At 72.5% G+C, this 15,205-nt stretch carries 13 protein-coding genes; 6 read left to right on the top strand and 7 right to left on the bottom strand.

Annotation, left to right across the window (positions count from 1 at the left end; genetic code table 11):
• Nucleotides 1-137: 137 nt before the first annotated feature.
• On the bottom strand, nt 138-3,440 hold the full coding sequence (gene ileS / locus ACOJUI_RS04695; RefSeq protein ID WP_422116933.1) for an isoleucine--tRNA ligase: 3,303 nt from the start codon (nt 3,438-3,440) through the stop codon (nt 138-140).
• 433 nt (nt 3,441-3,873) lie between these two features.
• Here ileS and ACOJUI_RS04690 point away from each other — a divergent pair, with 433 nt between their 5' ends.
• Nucleotides 3,874-4,146, top strand: coding sequence for a 2Fe-2S iron-sulfur cluster-binding protein (locus ACOJUI_RS04690; RefSeq protein WP_422116932.1), 273 nt, complete (start codon nt 3,874-3,876; stop codon nt 4,144-4,146).
• Between the two features lie 26 nt (nt 4,147-4,172).
• Here ACOJUI_RS04690 and ACOJUI_RS04685 read toward each other — a convergent pair whose 3' ends face one another.
• From ACOJUI_RS04685 to ACOJUI_RS04660, 6 genes are all read right to left on the bottom strand, one after another.
• Nucleotides 4,173-4,397, bottom strand: a complete 225-nt coding sequence (locus ACOJUI_RS04685) for a hypothetical protein (RefSeq protein WP_422116931.1) — start codon at nt 4,395-4,397, stop codon at nt 4,173-4,175.
• 197 nt (nt 4,398-4,594) lie between these two features.
• The gene (locus tag ACOJUI_RS04680; protein ID WP_422116930.1) at nt 4,595-6,436 is read right to left on the bottom strand and encodes an ABC transporter ATP-binding protein; all 1,842 of its coding nucleotides are present in this window, start codon (nt 6,434-6,436) and stop codon (nt 4,595-4,597) included.
• Complete coding sequence (locus tag ACOJUI_RS04675; protein ID WP_422116929.1) at nt 6,436-7,233, bottom strand: SDR family oxidoreductase; 798 nt, start codon at nt 7,231-7,233, stop codon at nt 6,436-6,438. The genes ACOJUI_RS04680 and ACOJUI_RS04675 overlap by 1 nt, the downstream gene beginning before the upstream one ends.
• A gap of 54 nt (nt 7,234-7,287) precedes the next feature.
• Entirely contained in the window at nt 7,288-8,196 is a 909-nt protein-coding gene (locus tag ACOJUI_RS04670; RefSeq protein WP_422116928.1) for a cation diffusion facilitator family transporter, read from the bottom strand.
• Nucleotides 8,193-8,549 carry an ArsR/SmtB family transcription factor gene (locus ACOJUI_RS04665; protein ID WP_422116927.1) on the bottom strand — a complete coding sequence of 119 codons (357 nt, stop codon included), beginning with the start codon at nt 8,547-8,549 and terminating at the stop codon, nt 8,193-8,195. The genes ACOJUI_RS04670 and ACOJUI_RS04665 overlap by 4 nt, the downstream gene beginning before the upstream one ends.
• Before the next feature lie 56 nt (nt 8,550-8,605).
• A complete protein-coding gene (locus ACOJUI_RS04660; RefSeq protein ID WP_422116926.1) occupies nt 8,606-9,868 on the bottom strand; it encodes a dicarboxylate/amino acid:cation symporter in 1,263 nt (420 codons plus the stop codon).
• Between the two features lie 127 nt (nt 9,869-9,995).
• Between ACOJUI_RS04660 and ACOJUI_RS04655 the strand changes: the two genes are divergently transcribed.
• The 5 genes from ACOJUI_RS04655 to ACOJUI_RS04635 all read left to right on the top strand — a co-directional run bounded on the left by ACOJUI_RS04655 (nt 9,996) and on the right by ACOJUI_RS04635 (nt 15,179).
• On the top strand, nt 9,996-10,784 hold the full coding sequence (locus ACOJUI_RS04655) for an ABC transporter permease (RefSeq protein ID WP_422117618.1): 789 nt from the start codon (nt 9,996-9,998) through the stop codon (nt 10,782-10,784).
• 67 nt (nt 10,785-10,851) lie between these two features.
• Nucleotides 10,852-11,637, top strand: a complete 786-nt coding sequence (locus ACOJUI_RS04650) for an ABC transporter permease (protein ID WP_422116925.1) — start codon at nt 10,852-10,854, stop codon at nt 11,635-11,637.
• On the top strand, nt 11,634-12,641 hold the full coding sequence (locus ACOJUI_RS04645) for an ABC transporter ATP-binding protein (RefSeq protein ID WP_422116924.1): 1,008 nt from the start codon (nt 11,634-11,636) through the stop codon (nt 12,639-12,641). The genes ACOJUI_RS04650 and ACOJUI_RS04645 overlap by 4 nt, the downstream gene beginning before the upstream one ends.
• A 122-nt stretch (nt 12,642-12,763) precedes the next feature.
• Nucleotides 12,764-14,059: a hypothetical protein gene (locus ACOJUI_RS04640; protein WP_422116923.1), complete on the top strand. Its 1,296-nt coding sequence runs from the start codon at nt 12,764-12,766 to the stop codon at nt 14,057-14,059.
• A 61-nt stretch (nt 14,060-14,120) separates the two neighbouring features.
• Entirely contained in the window at nt 14,121-15,179 is a 1,059-nt protein-coding gene (locus ACOJUI_RS04635; protein WP_422117617.1) for a lipoate--protein ligase family protein, read from the top strand.
• Nucleotides 15,180-15,205 lie beyond the last annotated feature (26 nt).

Below are 15,205 nucleotides of genomic sequence, written 5' to 3'. Positions count from 1 at the left end.
GCGGTAGCTGCCGCCGGCCGTGGGGGCCAGGGCGCGAGGGGGCGCCCACCGTCCGCCGAGAGCAGGGCCTCGCGGCGGGGCGGCCCAGCCCAGGAGCGGACCGGCCAGGACGAGGAGGCGTCCCGGCCGGCCCGCGCTCAGGCCCGCGCCACGGACACCGTCACGGTGCCGCCGGCGACCTGCTCGCTCGCGGTGTGCGCGCCGGGCAGCTGCGACGGCGCCGCCGGGACGGCCAGGTCCACGGCGAGCACCTCGGCGGAGACCAGCTCCCGGTGCGCGGCGACCGCGTCGACCACCGGCGCATCGCCGTCCACGGTCAGACGGATGCGGTCGGAGACCTCGAGACCGGCGGCGCGGCGGGCGGACTGGATGGCCCGCACCACGTCGCGGGCGGTGCCCTCGGCCTCGAGCGCGGGCGTGACCCGGGTGTCGAGCACCAGGAAGTCGCCGCCGCGCAGCACCCCGACGGTGCGTCCCTCCAGCGCCGAGGACTCCCCGGCGACCAGGTCCACGGAGAACTCCCCGTCGGCCAGGACGATCCCGCCGGAGGTCACGACGCCGTCCTCGTCGATCGACCAGTCCCCCGCCTTCGCGCCCTTGATGACGGTCTGGACCTGCTTGCCCAGGCGCGGGCCGGCGGCGCGGGCGTTGACGCTCAGCCGCTGCTCGACGCCCATGCCGCGGGCCTCCTCGCTCGTGACGTCGAGCAGGCGCACGGCCCTGACGTTGAGCTCGTCGGCGATCAGCGCCGCGAAGCGTTCGAGGGAGTCCGGGTCGTGGTGGACCACGGTGAGCTCCGCCAGCGGCAGCCGGGCGCGCAGCTGCTCCTTCTTGCGCAGCGAGTTGCCCACGCTGGCGATGTGGCGCACGTCGTCCATCTGCGCCACCAGGGCCTCGTCCCGGGGGAAGAGGGTGTCGTCGGGCCAGTCGGTCAGGTGCACGGAGCGGCCGCCGGTGAGCTGCTGCCAGATCTCCTCGGTGACCATGGGCAGCAGTGGGGCCGCCACCCGGCAGAGGGTCTCCAGGCAGGTGTGCAGCACGTCGATGGCCTGCTCGTCGCCCTCCCAGAAGCGGTCGCGGGAGCGACGCACGTACCAGTTGGTGAGCATGTCGAGGTAGTCCTGGATCAGCTCGGCGGCATCGGCGATCGACAGCGCGGTCATGGCCGCCTTCACCTCCCGCACCAGCTCGCCGGTGCGGGCGAGCAGGTAGCGGTCCATGACGTCGTCCGACTCGTGGCGGGTGGCGCCCCGGTAGCCCGTCGGCCGCCCGTGCTCGTCCTTCTCCCCCGCGGCGTTGGCGTACAGCGCCAGGAAGTACCAGACGTTCCACAGCGGCAGCAGCACGTGGCGGGTGGAGTCGCGGATGCCCTGCTCGTCGACGACGAGGTTGCCGCCGCGCAGGATCGGGGAGCTCATCAGGAACCAGCGCATCGCGTCGGAGCCGTACTTGTCGTACATCTCCCGCACGTCGGGGTAGTTGCGCAGCGACTTCGACATCTTCTGCCCGTCCTCGCCGAGCACGATGCCGTGGCAGATCACCGAGGTGAAGGCCGGCCGGTCGAACAGCGCGGTGGACAGCACGTGCATGACGTAGAACCAGCCGCGGGTCTGCCCGATGTACTCCACGATGAAGTCGGCCGGGTTGTGGTCCTCGAACCACTCGGTGTTCTCGAAGGGGTAGTGCACCTGTGCGTAGGGCATCGACCCGGAGTCGAACCAGACGTCGAAGACCTCCTCGACGCGGCGCATGGTGGAGCGCCCCGTCGGGTCCTCGGGGTTGGGCCGGGTCAGCTCGTCGATGTAGGGGCGGTGGAGGTTGACCTCGCCGTGCTCGTCGCGCGGCAGCGTCCCGAAGGCCTCCTCGAGCTCGGCGAGGGAGCCGTAGACCTCGACGCGGGGGTGGTTCGGGTCGTCGCTCTTCCACACCGGGATCGGGGACCCCCAGAAGCGGTTGCGGGAGATCGCCCAGTCCCGGGCCCCCTCCAGCCAGCGGCCGAACTGGCCGTGCTTGACGTTGCCGGGCACCCAGTCGATCTGCTCGTTCAGCTCGAGCATGCGCTCGCGCTGATCGGCGACCTTCACGTACCAGGAGCCGACGGCCTTGTAGATCAGGGGGTTCCGGCAGCGCCAGCAGTGCGGGTAGGAGTGCACGTAGCTGGATTCGCGCAGCAGCCGTCCGGCGCGCTGGAGGTTGCGGATGATCGGGCGGTTGGCCTCGAACACCTGCAGCCCGGCGATCTCGTCGAGCGCGGTGCCGGAGAAGTAGGGCAGGAACTGGGCGCCCTCGTCGACGGAGACGATCACCGGGATGCCGTAGGCGGCGTTGACCTGCTGGTCGATCTCGCCGTAGGCGGTGGCCTGATGGACCACGCCGGTGCCGTCGTCGGTGGAGACGTAGTCCGCGACGGTGACGATCCAGGCGTTCTCGGTGCCCCACTTCGCGCGGTCCTCGGAGTAGACCGTCCACAGCGGCTCATAGGCGACGTGCTCGAGCTCGGAGCCGACGTAGACGCGCTCCTCGAGCGCGGCGGTGGCCTCCTCGGCGCTCGCGTAGCCGAGCTCCTTGGCGTAGGAGCCGACCAGCGCCGCGGCCAGCAGGTAGCGTCCCTGGCCCGCGGCGGTGCCGTCGGCCGCGCCCAGCGGACCGGCCGGCACCACCGCGTACTCCAGCGCCGGGCCGACGGCGAGGGAGAAGTTGGTGGGCAGCGTCCACGGGGTCGTCGTCCACGCGAGCGCCCTCACCCCGGTCAGGCCCAGCTGCTCGGCCCGCTCCCCGGTGAAGGGGAAGGTGACGGTGACGGTCTGGTCCTGGCGCTCCTGGTAGACGTCGTCGTCCATCCGCAGCTCGTGCGCGGACAGCGGGGTCTGGTCCTTCCAGCAGTAGGGCAGGACGTAGTAGCCCTCGTAGGCGCGGCCCTTGTCGTAGAGGGTCTTGAACGCCCACAGCACGGACTCCATGTAGGAGACGTCGAGGGTCTTGTAGTCGTTCTCGAAGTCGACCCAGCGGGCCTGGCGGGTGACGTAGTCCTCCCACTCCTTGGTGTACTTCAGCACCGAGGCCTGGGCGGCGTTGTTGAACGCCTGCACCCCCATCTCCTCGATCTGGGACTTCTCGGTCATGCCCAGCTCGCGCATGGCCTCGAGCTCGGCGGGCAGGCCGTGGGTGTCCCAGCCGAAGCGGCGGTCGACCCGGTTGCCGCACATGGTGCGGAAGCGCGGGACGACGTCCTTGACGAAGCCGGTCAGCAGGTGGCCGTAGTGGGGCAGGCCGTTGGCGAAGGGCGGGCCGTCGTAGAAGACGAACTCCTCGGCGCCCTCGCGCTGCGCGATCGAGGCGCGGAAGGTGTCGTCCTGCCGCCAGAACTCGAGGACCGAGTTCTCGAGCGCGGGCAGGTTCGGTGAGGGGACGAGAGGGTCACCGGTGACCGGGTAGACCATGGGGACGGACCTCCGAGGAAGGACAGGGGCGGCGGCTGGGTCATGTCCGAGGACGCCGTCGGCGCGGGCCGGTGACGCGGTACCACCTCGGTTGATGCCCTGCGCGCCGAGCGATCCGACGCCGGGGGCCTCCCCTTGTTCCTCAGCTGTGACGGGCTGGTCCCGGCGGGTTCTACTGGGTCCCTGCCCGCGGACGGGCGAGGGACGGTTCTTCCCGCGGCTCTCCGGTGATGGCCGGGTCGATGCCGATGGCGGTCAGTGTACGCGGCCTCCCGGTGGCGGTCACGCGCGCCCGCGCGGAGGAGACGCGGCGAACATGGCGCCGCGGACGGTGAGGCGGCGGTCACCTCGTCCCCGGGGCGCGGTCATGGAACACTTGGGGTCCCACTGGTCCGCCCCGTCACTGCGGGCGGTCGTCGCAGAAGGAGCGAGGATGTCGCTGTTCGGAGAGCCCTTCACCGCGAAGTGCCTGAAGTCCGGGATCACCGTCGAGGTGGCGGAGGGGCAGTCGCTGCTCCAGGCCCTGCTCGACGCCGGGATCTCGATGGACTATTCCTGCGAGGGCGGTGTGTGCGGCACCTGCGTGGTGCCCCTGGTCTCCGGCGAGGTCGAGCACATGGACGAGTTCCTCATGGACGACGAGAAGGAGGACCAGATGATCACCTGCGTCTCCCGCGGTGAGGGCGAGATCGAGATCGACGTCTGAGGTCCCCCGGGGCCCGGGGCACGGGCTCAGAGGCGCGGACCGGCCACGGCCCAGGCGAACCCCACCAGGCCCATGAGGGCGGTGGCGGAGGCGATCGCGAGCGGCAGCGCCAGGCTGGGTCCGGCCACCAGCAGGGCGAGCACCCCGGCGCCGGCGAGCGCGAGCAGCACCACGAACAGTGCCGGGCGGCCGACGGCGGGCTTCCCTCCGCGCTGCGGACGGCCGGACCCGGGGGGCTGCATCGTCGCCATCTGACGTCCTCTCGGGGCTGTGCGATCACTGCCCGGCACGGTCGCCGGGCGATGCCCCGAGCCTCTCGCGCCGCGGCGCCGCGCGCATCCTGCGTCAGGGGGAGATCGGCCTCCTCCTTTGGTCGTACAGGCGGCCCTGCCCGACCGGCTCCGGCGGCGCCGCGATGCACGGCGAGCCGGCCCCCGAAGTCCGGCGTCTAGGCGCGCTCGCGCACCGCGTCCTGGGTCGCGAGCGCGGCGAAGGCCCCGCCGCGCTCGACCAGTTCCTCGTAGGTGCCGCGCTCGACGACGCGTCCGCGCTCGAGCACGATGATCTGGTCCGCGTGGCGGATGGTCGAGAGGCGATGGGCGATCGAGACCGTGGTACGCCCGCGGGCGACCGCGTCCAGCGCCCCCGACATCGCCCGTTCGGTGGCGACGTCCAGGGCGGAGGTCGCCTCGTCCAGCAGCAGCACCGGCGGGTCGCGCAGGATGGTCCGGGCCAGCGCCAGGCGCTGCTTCTCCCCGCCCGAGAAGCGGTAGCCGCGCTCCCCCACCACGGTGTCGTACCCCTCGGGCAGCCCCACGATGTGGTCGTGGATCTGCGCGATCCGGCAGGCTCGCTCGAGGTCCTCGTCGGTCGCCCCGGGGCGGGCGAAGCGCAGGTTCTCCGCGATGGTGGCGTGCAGCAGGTAGGTCTCCTGGGTCACCACGCCGAGGCTCGCCGCGAGGGATTCCATGGTGATCTCCCGCAGGTCGTGGCCGTCCAGCGTGATCCGGCCCGCGGTCGGCTCGTAGAGGCGGGCCATCAGGTACCCGGTGCTGGTCTTGCCCGAGCCGGTGGCACCCACCAGCGCGGTGTGCTTCCCCGCCGGGATCACCAGGTCGATGCCGTGCAGGGCGGGCTCCTCGGCGCCGGGGTAGGCGAAGGTGACCTGCTCGAAGCGGATCTCCCCGCGCACCGTCGCCGGGTCCAGCTCGACCGCGTCCGGGGCATCCTGGATCAGGATCGGGGCGTCGAGGTACTCGAAGACCCGCGCGAACAGCGCGAGCGAGCTGTTGACCTGGGTGGCGACCCGCAGCAGGCCGTTGATCTGCGGGAACAGGCCGGACTGCAGGGCGATGAAGGCGACCAGGGTGCCGATGGTGACCCCGCTGCCGGAGAACAGCAGGTGGCCGCCGAGGAGGTAGGTCAGCGCCGGGAACAACGCCATCAGCGTGGTGAACACGGCCATCTGCCAGCGGCCGGCCATCTCGGAGCGCACCTCGAGGTCCGCCAGCTCCCGCGAGTCGACGGAGAAGGCCTGGGTGAGCGCCTGGGTGCGCCCCATCGTCACCCCCAGCAGGATCCCGGAGACGGACAGCGACTCCTGGATCCCGGCCGAGACGTCCGCCGCCTTCTCCTGGCGGGAGCGGACGATGGTGCGGCGCCGGGTGCCGACCCGGCGGTTCATCCACACCGCGAACGGCAGCGCGATCAGCGAGAACAGGGTCAGGCGCCAGTCCAGGGCCGCCATCGCCACCAGCGCCATCAGCACCCCCGCCCCGGCGGAGACGATCTGGGTCATGACGGAGGTGACCACGGCCTGCATGGAGCCGATGTCCGAGAAGATGCGGGACTGGACCTCGCCGGTGCGGGTGCGGGTGAAGAACCCCAGTCCCATGCGCTGCAGGTGCGAGAAGACCGCCACCCGCAGGTCGTGCATGACCGACTGGCCCACCCGGGTCGAGAGCATGGCCTGGGTGACGCCGAGGGTGCTGGAGACGATGGTGACCGCGATCAGACCGCCGACGGCCCAGGCCAGCACGTCGGCCCGCTGATCGGGCAGGGCCACGTCGACGATCTCGCGGATCAGGAACGGGGAGACGACGCCGGTCGCCGCGCCGAGCACGATCAGGGCGAGCACCGCTGCGAGGGTGCCGCGATAGGGACGGAACAGTCCCAGTACCCGTCGCAGATCGGGCCGCTGCCCGGGGGCGAGCGCGAGGTCGCTGCTCCGGCGGCCGGCGCCACCGCCCATGCCACCGCCCATCCCGCCGCCCATGCCGCCGTGGGCCATCACAGGCCCTGGTGGCGGGCGACCTGGTGGGCGGCGGCCTGGGCCAGGGGGCGGACGGTGACCAGGTCGAGGTTCACGTGGTGGGGGGCGTTCAGCGCGTAGGAGATGACGTCGGCGCAGTCCGCGGCGGTCAGCGGCTGCTCGACGCCGTCGTAGACCGCATCGGCCGCCTCCGCGTCGCCGAGCCGGACCAGGGAGAACTCCTCGGTGCGGACCATGCCGGGGGCGACCTCGATGACCCGGACCCGCTCGCCGTTCAGCTCCAGCCGCAGGGTCCGGGCCAGCATGTGCTCCCCGGCCTTGGCGGCGTTGTAGCCGGAGCCGCCGGGATAGGCCTCGTGGCCGGCGACCGAGGTGACGAACAGGACGTCGCCGCGGCCGCTGGCCCGCACCGCGGGCAGCAGGGCGCGGGTGACGCGCAGAGCGCCCAGCACATTGCGGTCGTACATCGCCTGCCACTTCCCGAGGTCCGCCTCGGCGACCGGGTCGACGCCCAGGGCGCCGCCGGCGACGTGGACGATCGCGTTCAGGGTGGGGCCGAAGAGCTCCTGGGCGCGCCGGGCGAGGGCGGCGACGGACTCGTCGTCGGTCACGTCGACCGCGAGCACCGCGCAGCCGGTCTCGGCGGCGAGCTCCTGCAGGCGCTCCTCGCGGCGGGCGACGGCGAGCACCTCCCAGCCGTCGGCGACCAGGCGCTGGGCGGTGGCGCGGCCGATGCCGGAGGAGGCCCCGGTGACGACGGCGGTGAGGCGGGAGGCACCCTCAGCGGGGCCGGAACGAGCGTTCGCAGTGGTCATGCCGCCAGGGTACGCGGGAGCGCCCGGCCCGCGGCGACGAGCGCTTCCCTCCCGCTACCAGCCGACCTCGAGGCAGCCGTAGTGATCGGTCGGCTCGGTCTGGACGGTGGCATGGACGATGCCGTGGCGGCTGCGCAGCAGGTCCCGGGCGGCGTCGAGCACCGGGTGGGGGTCCTGTGCGTCCTTCACCACCAGGTGCACGCTGGCCACCTCCATCCCCGAGGTCAGGGTCCACAGGTGCAGGTCGTGGACGTCCGCGACGCCCTCGATCGCGGCGAGGTCGGCCTGCACCCGCTGCGGGTCGATGCCGGCCGGGGCGGCCTGGCCGAGCACCGTGAGCACCTCCCGGGCGAGCAGCACGGCCCGCACCGCGACGAACCCGCCCACGGCGAGCGCGACCGCGGTGTCGATCACGGTCGCGCCGGTCAGGCGGATCAGCACCGCCGCGAGCACCACGCCGACGGAGCCGAGGGTGTCGGCCAGCACCTCGAGGTAGGCGCCCTTGAGGTTCAGGCTCTCCTCCGCGCCGCCGCGCAGCAGGAACAGCACCACCAGGTTGACCACCAGGCCCAGCAGTCCGACCACGAGCATCGGACCGGTCTCGACGTGCACCTCCCGGCCCAGGCGCGAGAGACCGCCGATCAGCACGCCGGCGGCCACGCCGAGCATGATCAGCACCGCCAGCAGCGCGGCGAAGACCTCGAGCCGGTAGTTGCCGAAGGTGCGCCGGCCGTCCGTGCTGGGCCGGGCCGCCAGGTGCGTCGCGGAGAGGGCGGCGGCCAGGGTGACGACGTCGGCCGCCATGTGCCCCGCATCCGAGAGCAGCGCGAGCGATCCGGTCAGCAGCCCGGTGATCAGCTCGACGACGAAGAAGCCGCCGATCAGCACGAGGGCCACCCGCAGCCGCCAGCGGTGGGCGGCGCCCGCGTGGCCGTGGGCGCCGGCGCCGTGGGAGTGGCTCATGAGGCGGCCTCGTCGGCGCCCGGGGCCCGGCGCTCGGGGTGGTCCATGGCGCTGTGCCGGGTGTGGCTGAGCGCGAGGTCCAGCAGCCGGGCCACGTGCGGGTCGTCGAGCCGGTAGTAGGCGCGCCGGCCCTCCCGGCGCACGGCCACGATGCGGTGGGCCCGCAGCAGCTGGAGGGCGTGCGAGACAGCGGAGTCGGACTGCCCGGTCAGGTCGGAGAGCTCCCCGACGCTCACCTCGCCTGCGCGCAGCGCGAGCAGCAGCCGCAGCCGGCCGGGGTCCCCGAGCAGGGAGAACACGTCGGCGAGGTCGAGGACGGTCCGCTCCGACGGGACATCTGAAGATGCGCGCATATGTTCATGGTCGCATGGTTTCGTCCTCGCCGTCGGGACCGAGGTCCGGACGGCGCTCAGACCCCCTGGACGTGCGGGTGGTGCTGCGCCTCCAGGTCCCCGGAGACGCGGCCCCGGGAGAGCTTCGTCATCACCGCGGCGATGGCTCCGTCGCCGGTGACGTTGGTGGCCGTGCCGAAGGAGTCGATCGCGATGTACGCCGCGATCATGAGGCCGACGGCGGCCTCGCCGAACCCGACGAGGGAGGACAGCACCCCGGCCGCCGCCATGATCGCCCCGCCCGGGACGCCGGGGGCCGCGATCATCACCACCCCGAGCAGGAACACGAAGCCCACCAGCACTCCGACGTCCAGGGGCATCCCGGTGACGATCATGATCGCCACCGCGAAGGTCGTGATCTTCAGGGTGGAGCCGGCCAGGTGGATGGTCGCGCACAGCGGCACCACGAAGTCCGCGATCGCATCGGGGATGCCGTTGCGCTTGGTGCATTCGGTGGTCACCGGGATGGTGGCGGCCGAGGAGCTGGTGCCCAGCGCGGTCGCGTAGGCCGGGAGCATCGTCCACAGCATCCTCAGCGGGTTGCGGCCCATCGCCCAGCCTGCCACGGCGTACTGCGCCAGCAGCACCACCACGGTCATGGCGAACACCAGCAGGATCACCGTGAGGAAGGTGCCGATCACGGTCCAGATCTGTCCGTTCATGGTCAGCCCCACGAACATGCCGAAGATGTAGAGCGGCAGCAGCGGGATGATGATCGCCTCGATGATGCGCACCACGATCGTGCGCAGCTGCACGAAGGACTCCTGCAGCGCCCCCTTGGACACCAGCGTCAGGCCGATGCCGAGGCAGAAGGACAGCACCAGCGCGGTCATCACGTCGAACACCGGGGGGATCTCGAGGGCGAAGTAGGGGGCGATCGCGGAGTCCTCGGGGCTCTCGAGGGCGACGCTGCCCGACCCGTCGAGCATGCGCGGCAGCAGCAGCAGCGAGAGGCCCAGCGCGAAGAGCCCGCACAGGACGGTCGAGAGGTAAGCGATGCCGGCGGTCGCCGCGAGCATCTTCCCGGCGCCGCGGCCGAGCTCCCCGATGGCGGGCGTGACCAGGCCGACGATGATGAGCGGGATGAGGAACCCGAGGAAACCGGAGAACAGTCCGTTGAAGGTGGTGAACACCCGGGCGAGCGCCTCGGGCATCACCAGGCCCAGCAGGACGCCCAGCACGATCGCGATGACGATGCGCGGGAGCAGTCCGAGACGGCGACGGCGGGGCGCGGCGCCGGGGTCCTGAGCGGGGGGCACGTCGGCGGGGACGGAGTTCATGGCGGATCGGTTCCTGTTCGATGCGGGGATCGGGAAAGACTAGACGTGCCGCGGGACCCCGGCGAGCCCGTCCCCCCGGGAGCGCTTGTCACCGGCGTCACAGCGCACTAGCCTCGCGCGGGTGCCCATGTACTGGTCGATCGCGGCGGCCTCGTTCCGGCAGTACTCGACCTATCGGGTCGCGACCCTCGCGGGAGTCTTCACCAACTCCGTCTTCGGCCTGATCCGGGCCTCGATCATGCTCGCCGCGATCACCTCCGCCGGCGGGGAGCTCAGCGGCTACACGATCGCCCAGGCCGCGACCTACGTCTGGCTGGGCCAGGCGCTGCTGGCGCCGATCGAGGCCTTCGGCACCCGGGAGATCGCCGAGCGCGTCCACCGGGGCGAGGTGGCGATCGACCTCCTGCGCCCGGCGCCGTTCCTCGCGCTCCACTACGCGCAGAAGCTCGGGCGCTCCTGCTTCCTGCTGCTGGGCCGCGGCATCCCGCCGCTGCTCGTCGGCGCCGCCGTCACCGGCCTCGCCCTGCCCCGGTCGCCGCTCTCGTACCTGCTCGGCGCCGTCTCGCTGCTGCTGGCGATCACTGTCGCCTTCCTCGCCGACATGATGGTCAACCTCGCCGCGTTCTGGCTGCTGGAGACCCGGGGCCTGACCGTCGTGTACACGGTGGTGATGAACCTGCTGTCCGGCTTCCTGATCCCGATCCTCTGGTTCCCGGACTGGCTGCTCACGATCGCGCGGGCCACCCCCTTCCCCTCGATGGTGCAGACCCCCATCGACACCCTCTCCGGGCGGGTGCCGCCGCTCGAGGCGCTGCCGCTGCTCGCGGCCCAGCTGGGATGGACGGCGCTGCTCGCGCTCGCCGCCGCAGCGATGCTGCACGCCGGGGTGCGGTCGTTGGAGGTGCAGGGTGGCTGAATCCGCTCGGCGACCGGCAACCCGCGCCCGTCCCGATGTCCGGGACCGGCCGGTCTCCACGGCGCGCATGGTCCGCACGCTCTACGGCTCGCGCCTGCGGTCGCAGGCGACGTTCCGCACCAGCTTCGCGGCCGACGTGCTCGGGCAGGCGCTGGTGGTGGCCGTGGAGTTCCTCGAGCTGTGGATCATCCTGTCGCAGGTCGGCACCCTCGGCGGCATGGACCTGTCCCAGGTTGCGGTGGTCTACGGGCTCGGCGCGCTCGCCTTCGGGATCGCGGACCTGCTGTTCGGGGAGATCGACAACCTCTCCTCGGCCATCCGGGCGGGCACCCTCGAGGTGCTCCTCATCCGGCCGGTGCCGGTGCTGCTGCAGGTCTCCAGCCTGGACCTCTCGCTGCGGCGCCTGGGACGGATCGCGGTGGGTCTGACCATGTACGTGGTCGCCCTCGGCGTCGCCGGCTTCCAGCCGACGGCGGCCACCGCGCTGCTCGCGGCGGTGGCGCCGCTGACCGGCGCCCTGATCTTCGGAGCCCTGTTCACCATCGCCGGGGCGCTGCAGTTCTGGCTGGTCGACGGCCGGGAGTTCGCGAGCGCCTTCACCTACGGCGGCAACTACGTCGCCACCACCCCGGGTGCGGTGTTCTCCCTGCCCATGCGCGCCCTGTTCACCTTCGTCATCCCGGCGACGCTGGTCGCCTACGCCCCCGTCCTGGCGCTGCTGGACCTGCCCGGCCCCGCCCTGATTCCGACCTGGGCCGGATGGACGGGACTGCCCGCGGCGGCCGCGGTCTGGGTGCTCGCGGCCCTGCTCTGGCGCGCCGGGGTCCGCCGATACACAGGAGCTGGTGGATGAACACCCCCGATGACCCGCAGCAGGCCCCCGCGATCGAGCTCGCGCAGCTGCGCCGCGACTACCTGGTGCGTGCCCCCGTGGCCGGATCGCGTCGACGCCGACGTCAGGTGGTGCGAGCGGTCGACGAGCTGACGCTGCGCATCGACCGCGGCGAGGCCGTGGGCTTCGTGGGCGCCAACGGCGCCGGCAAGTCGACCACCATCAAGATGATGACCGGCGTCCTGCGGCCGAGCGCGGGCTCGGTGCGCGTGCTGGGCCGCGACCCGGTGCCCGAGCGCCGGCACCTCGCCCGGCAGATCGGCGTGGTCTTCGGTCAGCGCACCCAGCTGTGGTGGGACCTGCCGCTGCGCGACAGCTTCCGGATCCTCGGCGCGATGCACCGGCTGACCGACCGCCGTCGCGAGGAGCGGCTCGAGCGCCTGGTCGACGGGCTGGATCTGGGCGGTTTCCTGGACCGGCCGGTCCGGCAGCTGTCGCTGGGACAGCGGATGCGCGGGGAGGTCGCCGCCGCCCTGCTGCACTCCCCCGCGCTGGTGGTGCTCGACGAGCCGACGATCGGGCTGGACCTGGTCTCGAAGGAGGGGCTGCGCCGCTTCCTGCGCGAGGACCGCGCCGAACGCGGCACCACGCTGTTCCTGACCACCCACGACATGGGTGATGTGGAGCGGCTGTGCGAGCGGATCGTGGTGGTCGACGCCGGCACCGTCGCCTACGACGGCGCGCTCGCCTCCTTCCGGGAGCGGCTGGGCGCTCCCCGCGAGCTGGTCGTCGACCTCGCGGAGCCGGCCGCCGCCCTCAGGCTGCCCGACGCCGCGCGCACCACCGCGGTGGAGGCGGGCGGGATCCGCCACCGGATCAGCTTCGCGGGCGCCGAGCTCACCGTGCCGGCGCTGCTGACCGCGATCGGCGCCCAGGCCGAGGTGCGCGACCTCGAGCTCGCCGAGCCGCGGATCGAGGACCTGGTGCGGCAGATCTCCGCGCGCCGCGGCCCCGCTCGGCGCTGAGCGGATCCGGCCCGACCGACACGCCTGCACCTCCGACCTGCATCGATACCGGCCGCTCCCAGGGGATAATGACCCCTTCGCGCGCACCGGGACCCGCTGGCCGCACGGTTCGAAGGAGGATCATGGCACGCTCGTACGCCACGGTCGGACAGATGCTGACCTATGCGGTGGACCGCTCCGGGGTCGCCCCGGACCTCCAGAGCTGGGGGGACCGCGAGATGCGGGTCGAGATGGTGCTGCGCCACATGCTCGAGTTCGTGCTGATGGCTCCCCGCAGCCGCGAGGCCTTCCTGCGCTCGGTCGCCCGCACCGACCACACCACCGGCAGCATCACTGCCGCTCCCCGGCTGCGGAAGCACTTCCCCGACCTGGTCGCCGAGATGCTGCCCAGCTCCCGGGACGCCGACGACGCCGCCCGCCTCGGCATCACCCTGCGCGTCGGCGGCCCCTTCAGCGCCCCCCAGCTCACCGCGCTGCGCGACGCCCTGGGCACCTCCCCCCACCACCTGCTGGTGGCGATCTCGCGACGGGCCGACGTGGACGACTCCGCCGGCGCACCGCCGACCGGTGTGGTCACCACCAGCTGGCGCCGCCTGAGCCGGCAGATGCTCAAGGCCGATCCGGGGCATGCCGCGCTGTGGGAGACCATCGGCGAGATCGGGGAGAACGCCGGCCGGCCCGTCGTGCAGTACCCGGTGGACGCCAAGAAGCTGCTGACCCGGCCCAAGGTCGCCCGGGAGTTCCGCGCCCACCTCGACGTCTTCCACCAGGCCTGCCGCACCCTGCTGGGCACCAGCGCCCACTTCTCCACCCGCCGCGGGCAGACCGACGCCCACCTGCAGGCCGGGGTGGGCGCCCACCGCACCGGCCTCGAGTTCGCTGAGGCCGACACCGGCACCCCGATCCACTTCATGCGCACCGCCCAGGAGCCGGTCCCGCTGGGGATCGGGCTGCTGCGCACGGACGAGGAGCGCGCCGCGGCCCACGAGCGGCTCGAGTCCCTGGCCCGACGCACGGCCTGGCGTTCCGAGGACGGCCATCCCCCGGCGCCGGCGGAGCTGATCGGCACGGCGGCCTCCCCCGAGATCGAGGGCGCCCGACTGCTGCTGTGGGCGATCCTGAACCCCATGCTGCTGCGCGACCGCGGCTTCGACCTGGCCCCGGCCCGTCGGCAGCCCGCGCTCACCGCCACCACGCTCGGGCTGCGGCTGCTGCGCCGCGGTGAGGTGGACGGCCCCACCTACCGGATCTGGGTGGGGGGCGACCGCGAGTGGCAGCACCTGATCCCGCGGGTGACCCGCGAGGCGAGCGCGGAGGGCGAGGAGGTGACCTACGCGGTCGCCCCCCGCAAGAGCCAGTCCACGGCGGACTTCGTGTGGGAGGTCCACCGCGCGCTGCGCTCGCTGACCATCGTCTGAGCCGCCGCGGTCCCCGGTGCGCGAGGATGGGGCCATGGATGAGCGCAGCGACAGCACGGTGATGCACGGCCAGTACAAGGTCCGCGGCGGGAAGCTGGTCTCGGTCGAGGTCACCGCCGCCGCCGGCCGGATCGCCTCGGCGCACGTGTTCGGGGACTTCTTCCTCGAGCCGGACGACGCCCTCGAGGACCTGGGCGCGGCCCTGGTGGGGATGCCCACCGACGCCACCGCCGCCGAGCTCGGCGCCTCGATCACCGCGCGGCTCGAGGCCCGCGACGAGCCGGTGCAGATGATCGGCTTCGACGCCGAGGCGATCGCGATCGCCGTGCGCCGTGCGCTCGGCCACGCCTCCAGCTGGGAGGACCTCACCTTCGAGGTGATCGGCCCGGTGGTGCTGCCGCCGGTCCTGCACGTCGCCCTCGACGAGGTGCTGCCCCAGGAGGTCATCGCCGGGCGCCGCGGACCGCACTTCCGGATCTGGGACTGGGACTCCTCGCTGGTGGTGATCGGCTCCTACCAGTCGCTGCGCAACGAGATCGACGCCGAGGGCGCGCGGCGCCACGGCATCGACGTGGTCCGGCGGATCACCGGCGGCGGCGCCATGTTCATGGAGCAGGGCAACTGCATCACCTACTCGCTGGTGGTGCCCACTTCGCTGGTGGAGGGCCTCAGCTTCGAGCAGGCCTACGCCTACCTCGACGACTGGGTGATGGGGGCGCTCGCCGAGATCGGGGTCAGGGCCCACTACGTGCCGCTGAACGACATCGCCTCCGAGCACGGCAAGATCGGCGGCGCCGCCCAGCGCCGCTTCGCCGGCGGCGTGCTGCTGCACCACGTGACGATGTCCTACGACATCGACGCCGACAAGATGGGCGAGGTGCTGCGGATCGGCCGCGAGAAGCTCTCGGACAAGGGCACCCGCAGCGCGAACAAGCGGGTCGACCCGATGCGCTCCCAGACCGGCCTGCCGCGCGATCAGATCATCGACGGCTTCCTGGAGTTCTTCCGCGCCCGCTACGACACGGTGGGGTCGACCTACACCGAGGACGAGCTCGCGAAGGCGCGCGAGCTGGTGGAGACGAAGTTCGGGGCCGCGGAGTGGACCGCGCGGGTGCCCTGACACGGCCCGCGGCGTCCCCGGCGGTC

Source organism: Brachybacterium sp. UNK5269, assembly GCF_049266655.1.
Taxonomy (GTDB): domain Bacteria; phylum Actinomycetota; class Actinomycetes; order Actinomycetales; family Dermabacteraceae; genus Brachybacterium.
This window is presented reverse-complemented; position numbering and strand designations above follow the sequence as displayed.

Excerpts from the sequence above, each read along its gene's own strand:
- ileS (WP_422116933.1), bottom strand. The coding sequence starts at position 3,440 with ATGGTCTACCCGGTCACCGGTGACCCTCTCGTCCCCTCACCGAACCTG.
- ACOJUI_RS04690 (WP_422116932.1), top strand. The coding sequence starts at position 3,874 with ATGTCGCTGTTCGGAGAGCCCTTCACCGCGAAGTGCCTGAAGTCCGGG.
- ACOJUI_RS04685 (WP_422116931.1), bottom strand. The coding sequence starts at position 4,397 with ATGGCGACGATGCAGCCCCCCGGGTCCGGCCGTCCGCAGCGCGGAGGG.
- ACOJUI_RS04680 (WP_422116930.1), bottom strand. The coding sequence starts at position 6,436 with ATGGCCCACGGCGGCATGGGCGGCGGGATGGGCGGTGGCATGGGCGGT.
- ACOJUI_RS04675 (WP_422116929.1), bottom strand. The coding sequence starts at position 7,233 with ATGACCACTGCGAACGCTCGTTCCGGCCCCGCTGAGGGTGCCTCCCGC.
- ACOJUI_RS04670 (WP_422116928.1), bottom strand. The coding sequence starts at position 8,196 with ATGAGCCACTCCCACGGCGCCGGCGCCCACGGCCACGCGGGCGCCGCC.
- ACOJUI_RS04665 (WP_422116927.1), bottom strand. The coding sequence starts at position 8,549 with ATGCGCGCATCTTCAGATGTCCCGTCGGAGCGGACCGTCCTCGACCTC.
- ACOJUI_RS04660 (WP_422116926.1), bottom strand. The coding sequence starts at position 9,868 with ATGAACTCCGTCCCCGCCGACGTGCCCCCCGCTCAGGACCCCGGCGCC.
- ACOJUI_RS04655 (WP_422117618.1), top strand. The coding sequence starts at position 9,996 with ATGTACTGGTCGATCGCGGCGGCCTCGTTCCGGCAGTACTCGACCTAT.
- ACOJUI_RS04650 (WP_422116925.1), top strand. The coding sequence starts at position 10,852 with ATGGTCCGCACGCTCTACGGCTCGCGCCTGCGGTCGCAGGCGACGTTC.
- ACOJUI_RS04645 (WP_422116924.1), top strand. The coding sequence starts at position 11,634 with ATGAACACCCCCGATGACCCGCAGCAGGCCCCCGCGATCGAGCTCGCG.
- ACOJUI_RS04640 (WP_422116923.1), top strand. The coding sequence starts at position 12,764 with ATGGCACGCTCGTACGCCACGGTCGGACAGATGCTGACCTATGCGGTG.
- ACOJUI_RS04635 (WP_422117617.1), top strand. The coding sequence starts at position 14,121 with ATGCACGGCCAGTACAAGGTCCGCGGCGGGAAGCTGGTCTCGGTCGAG.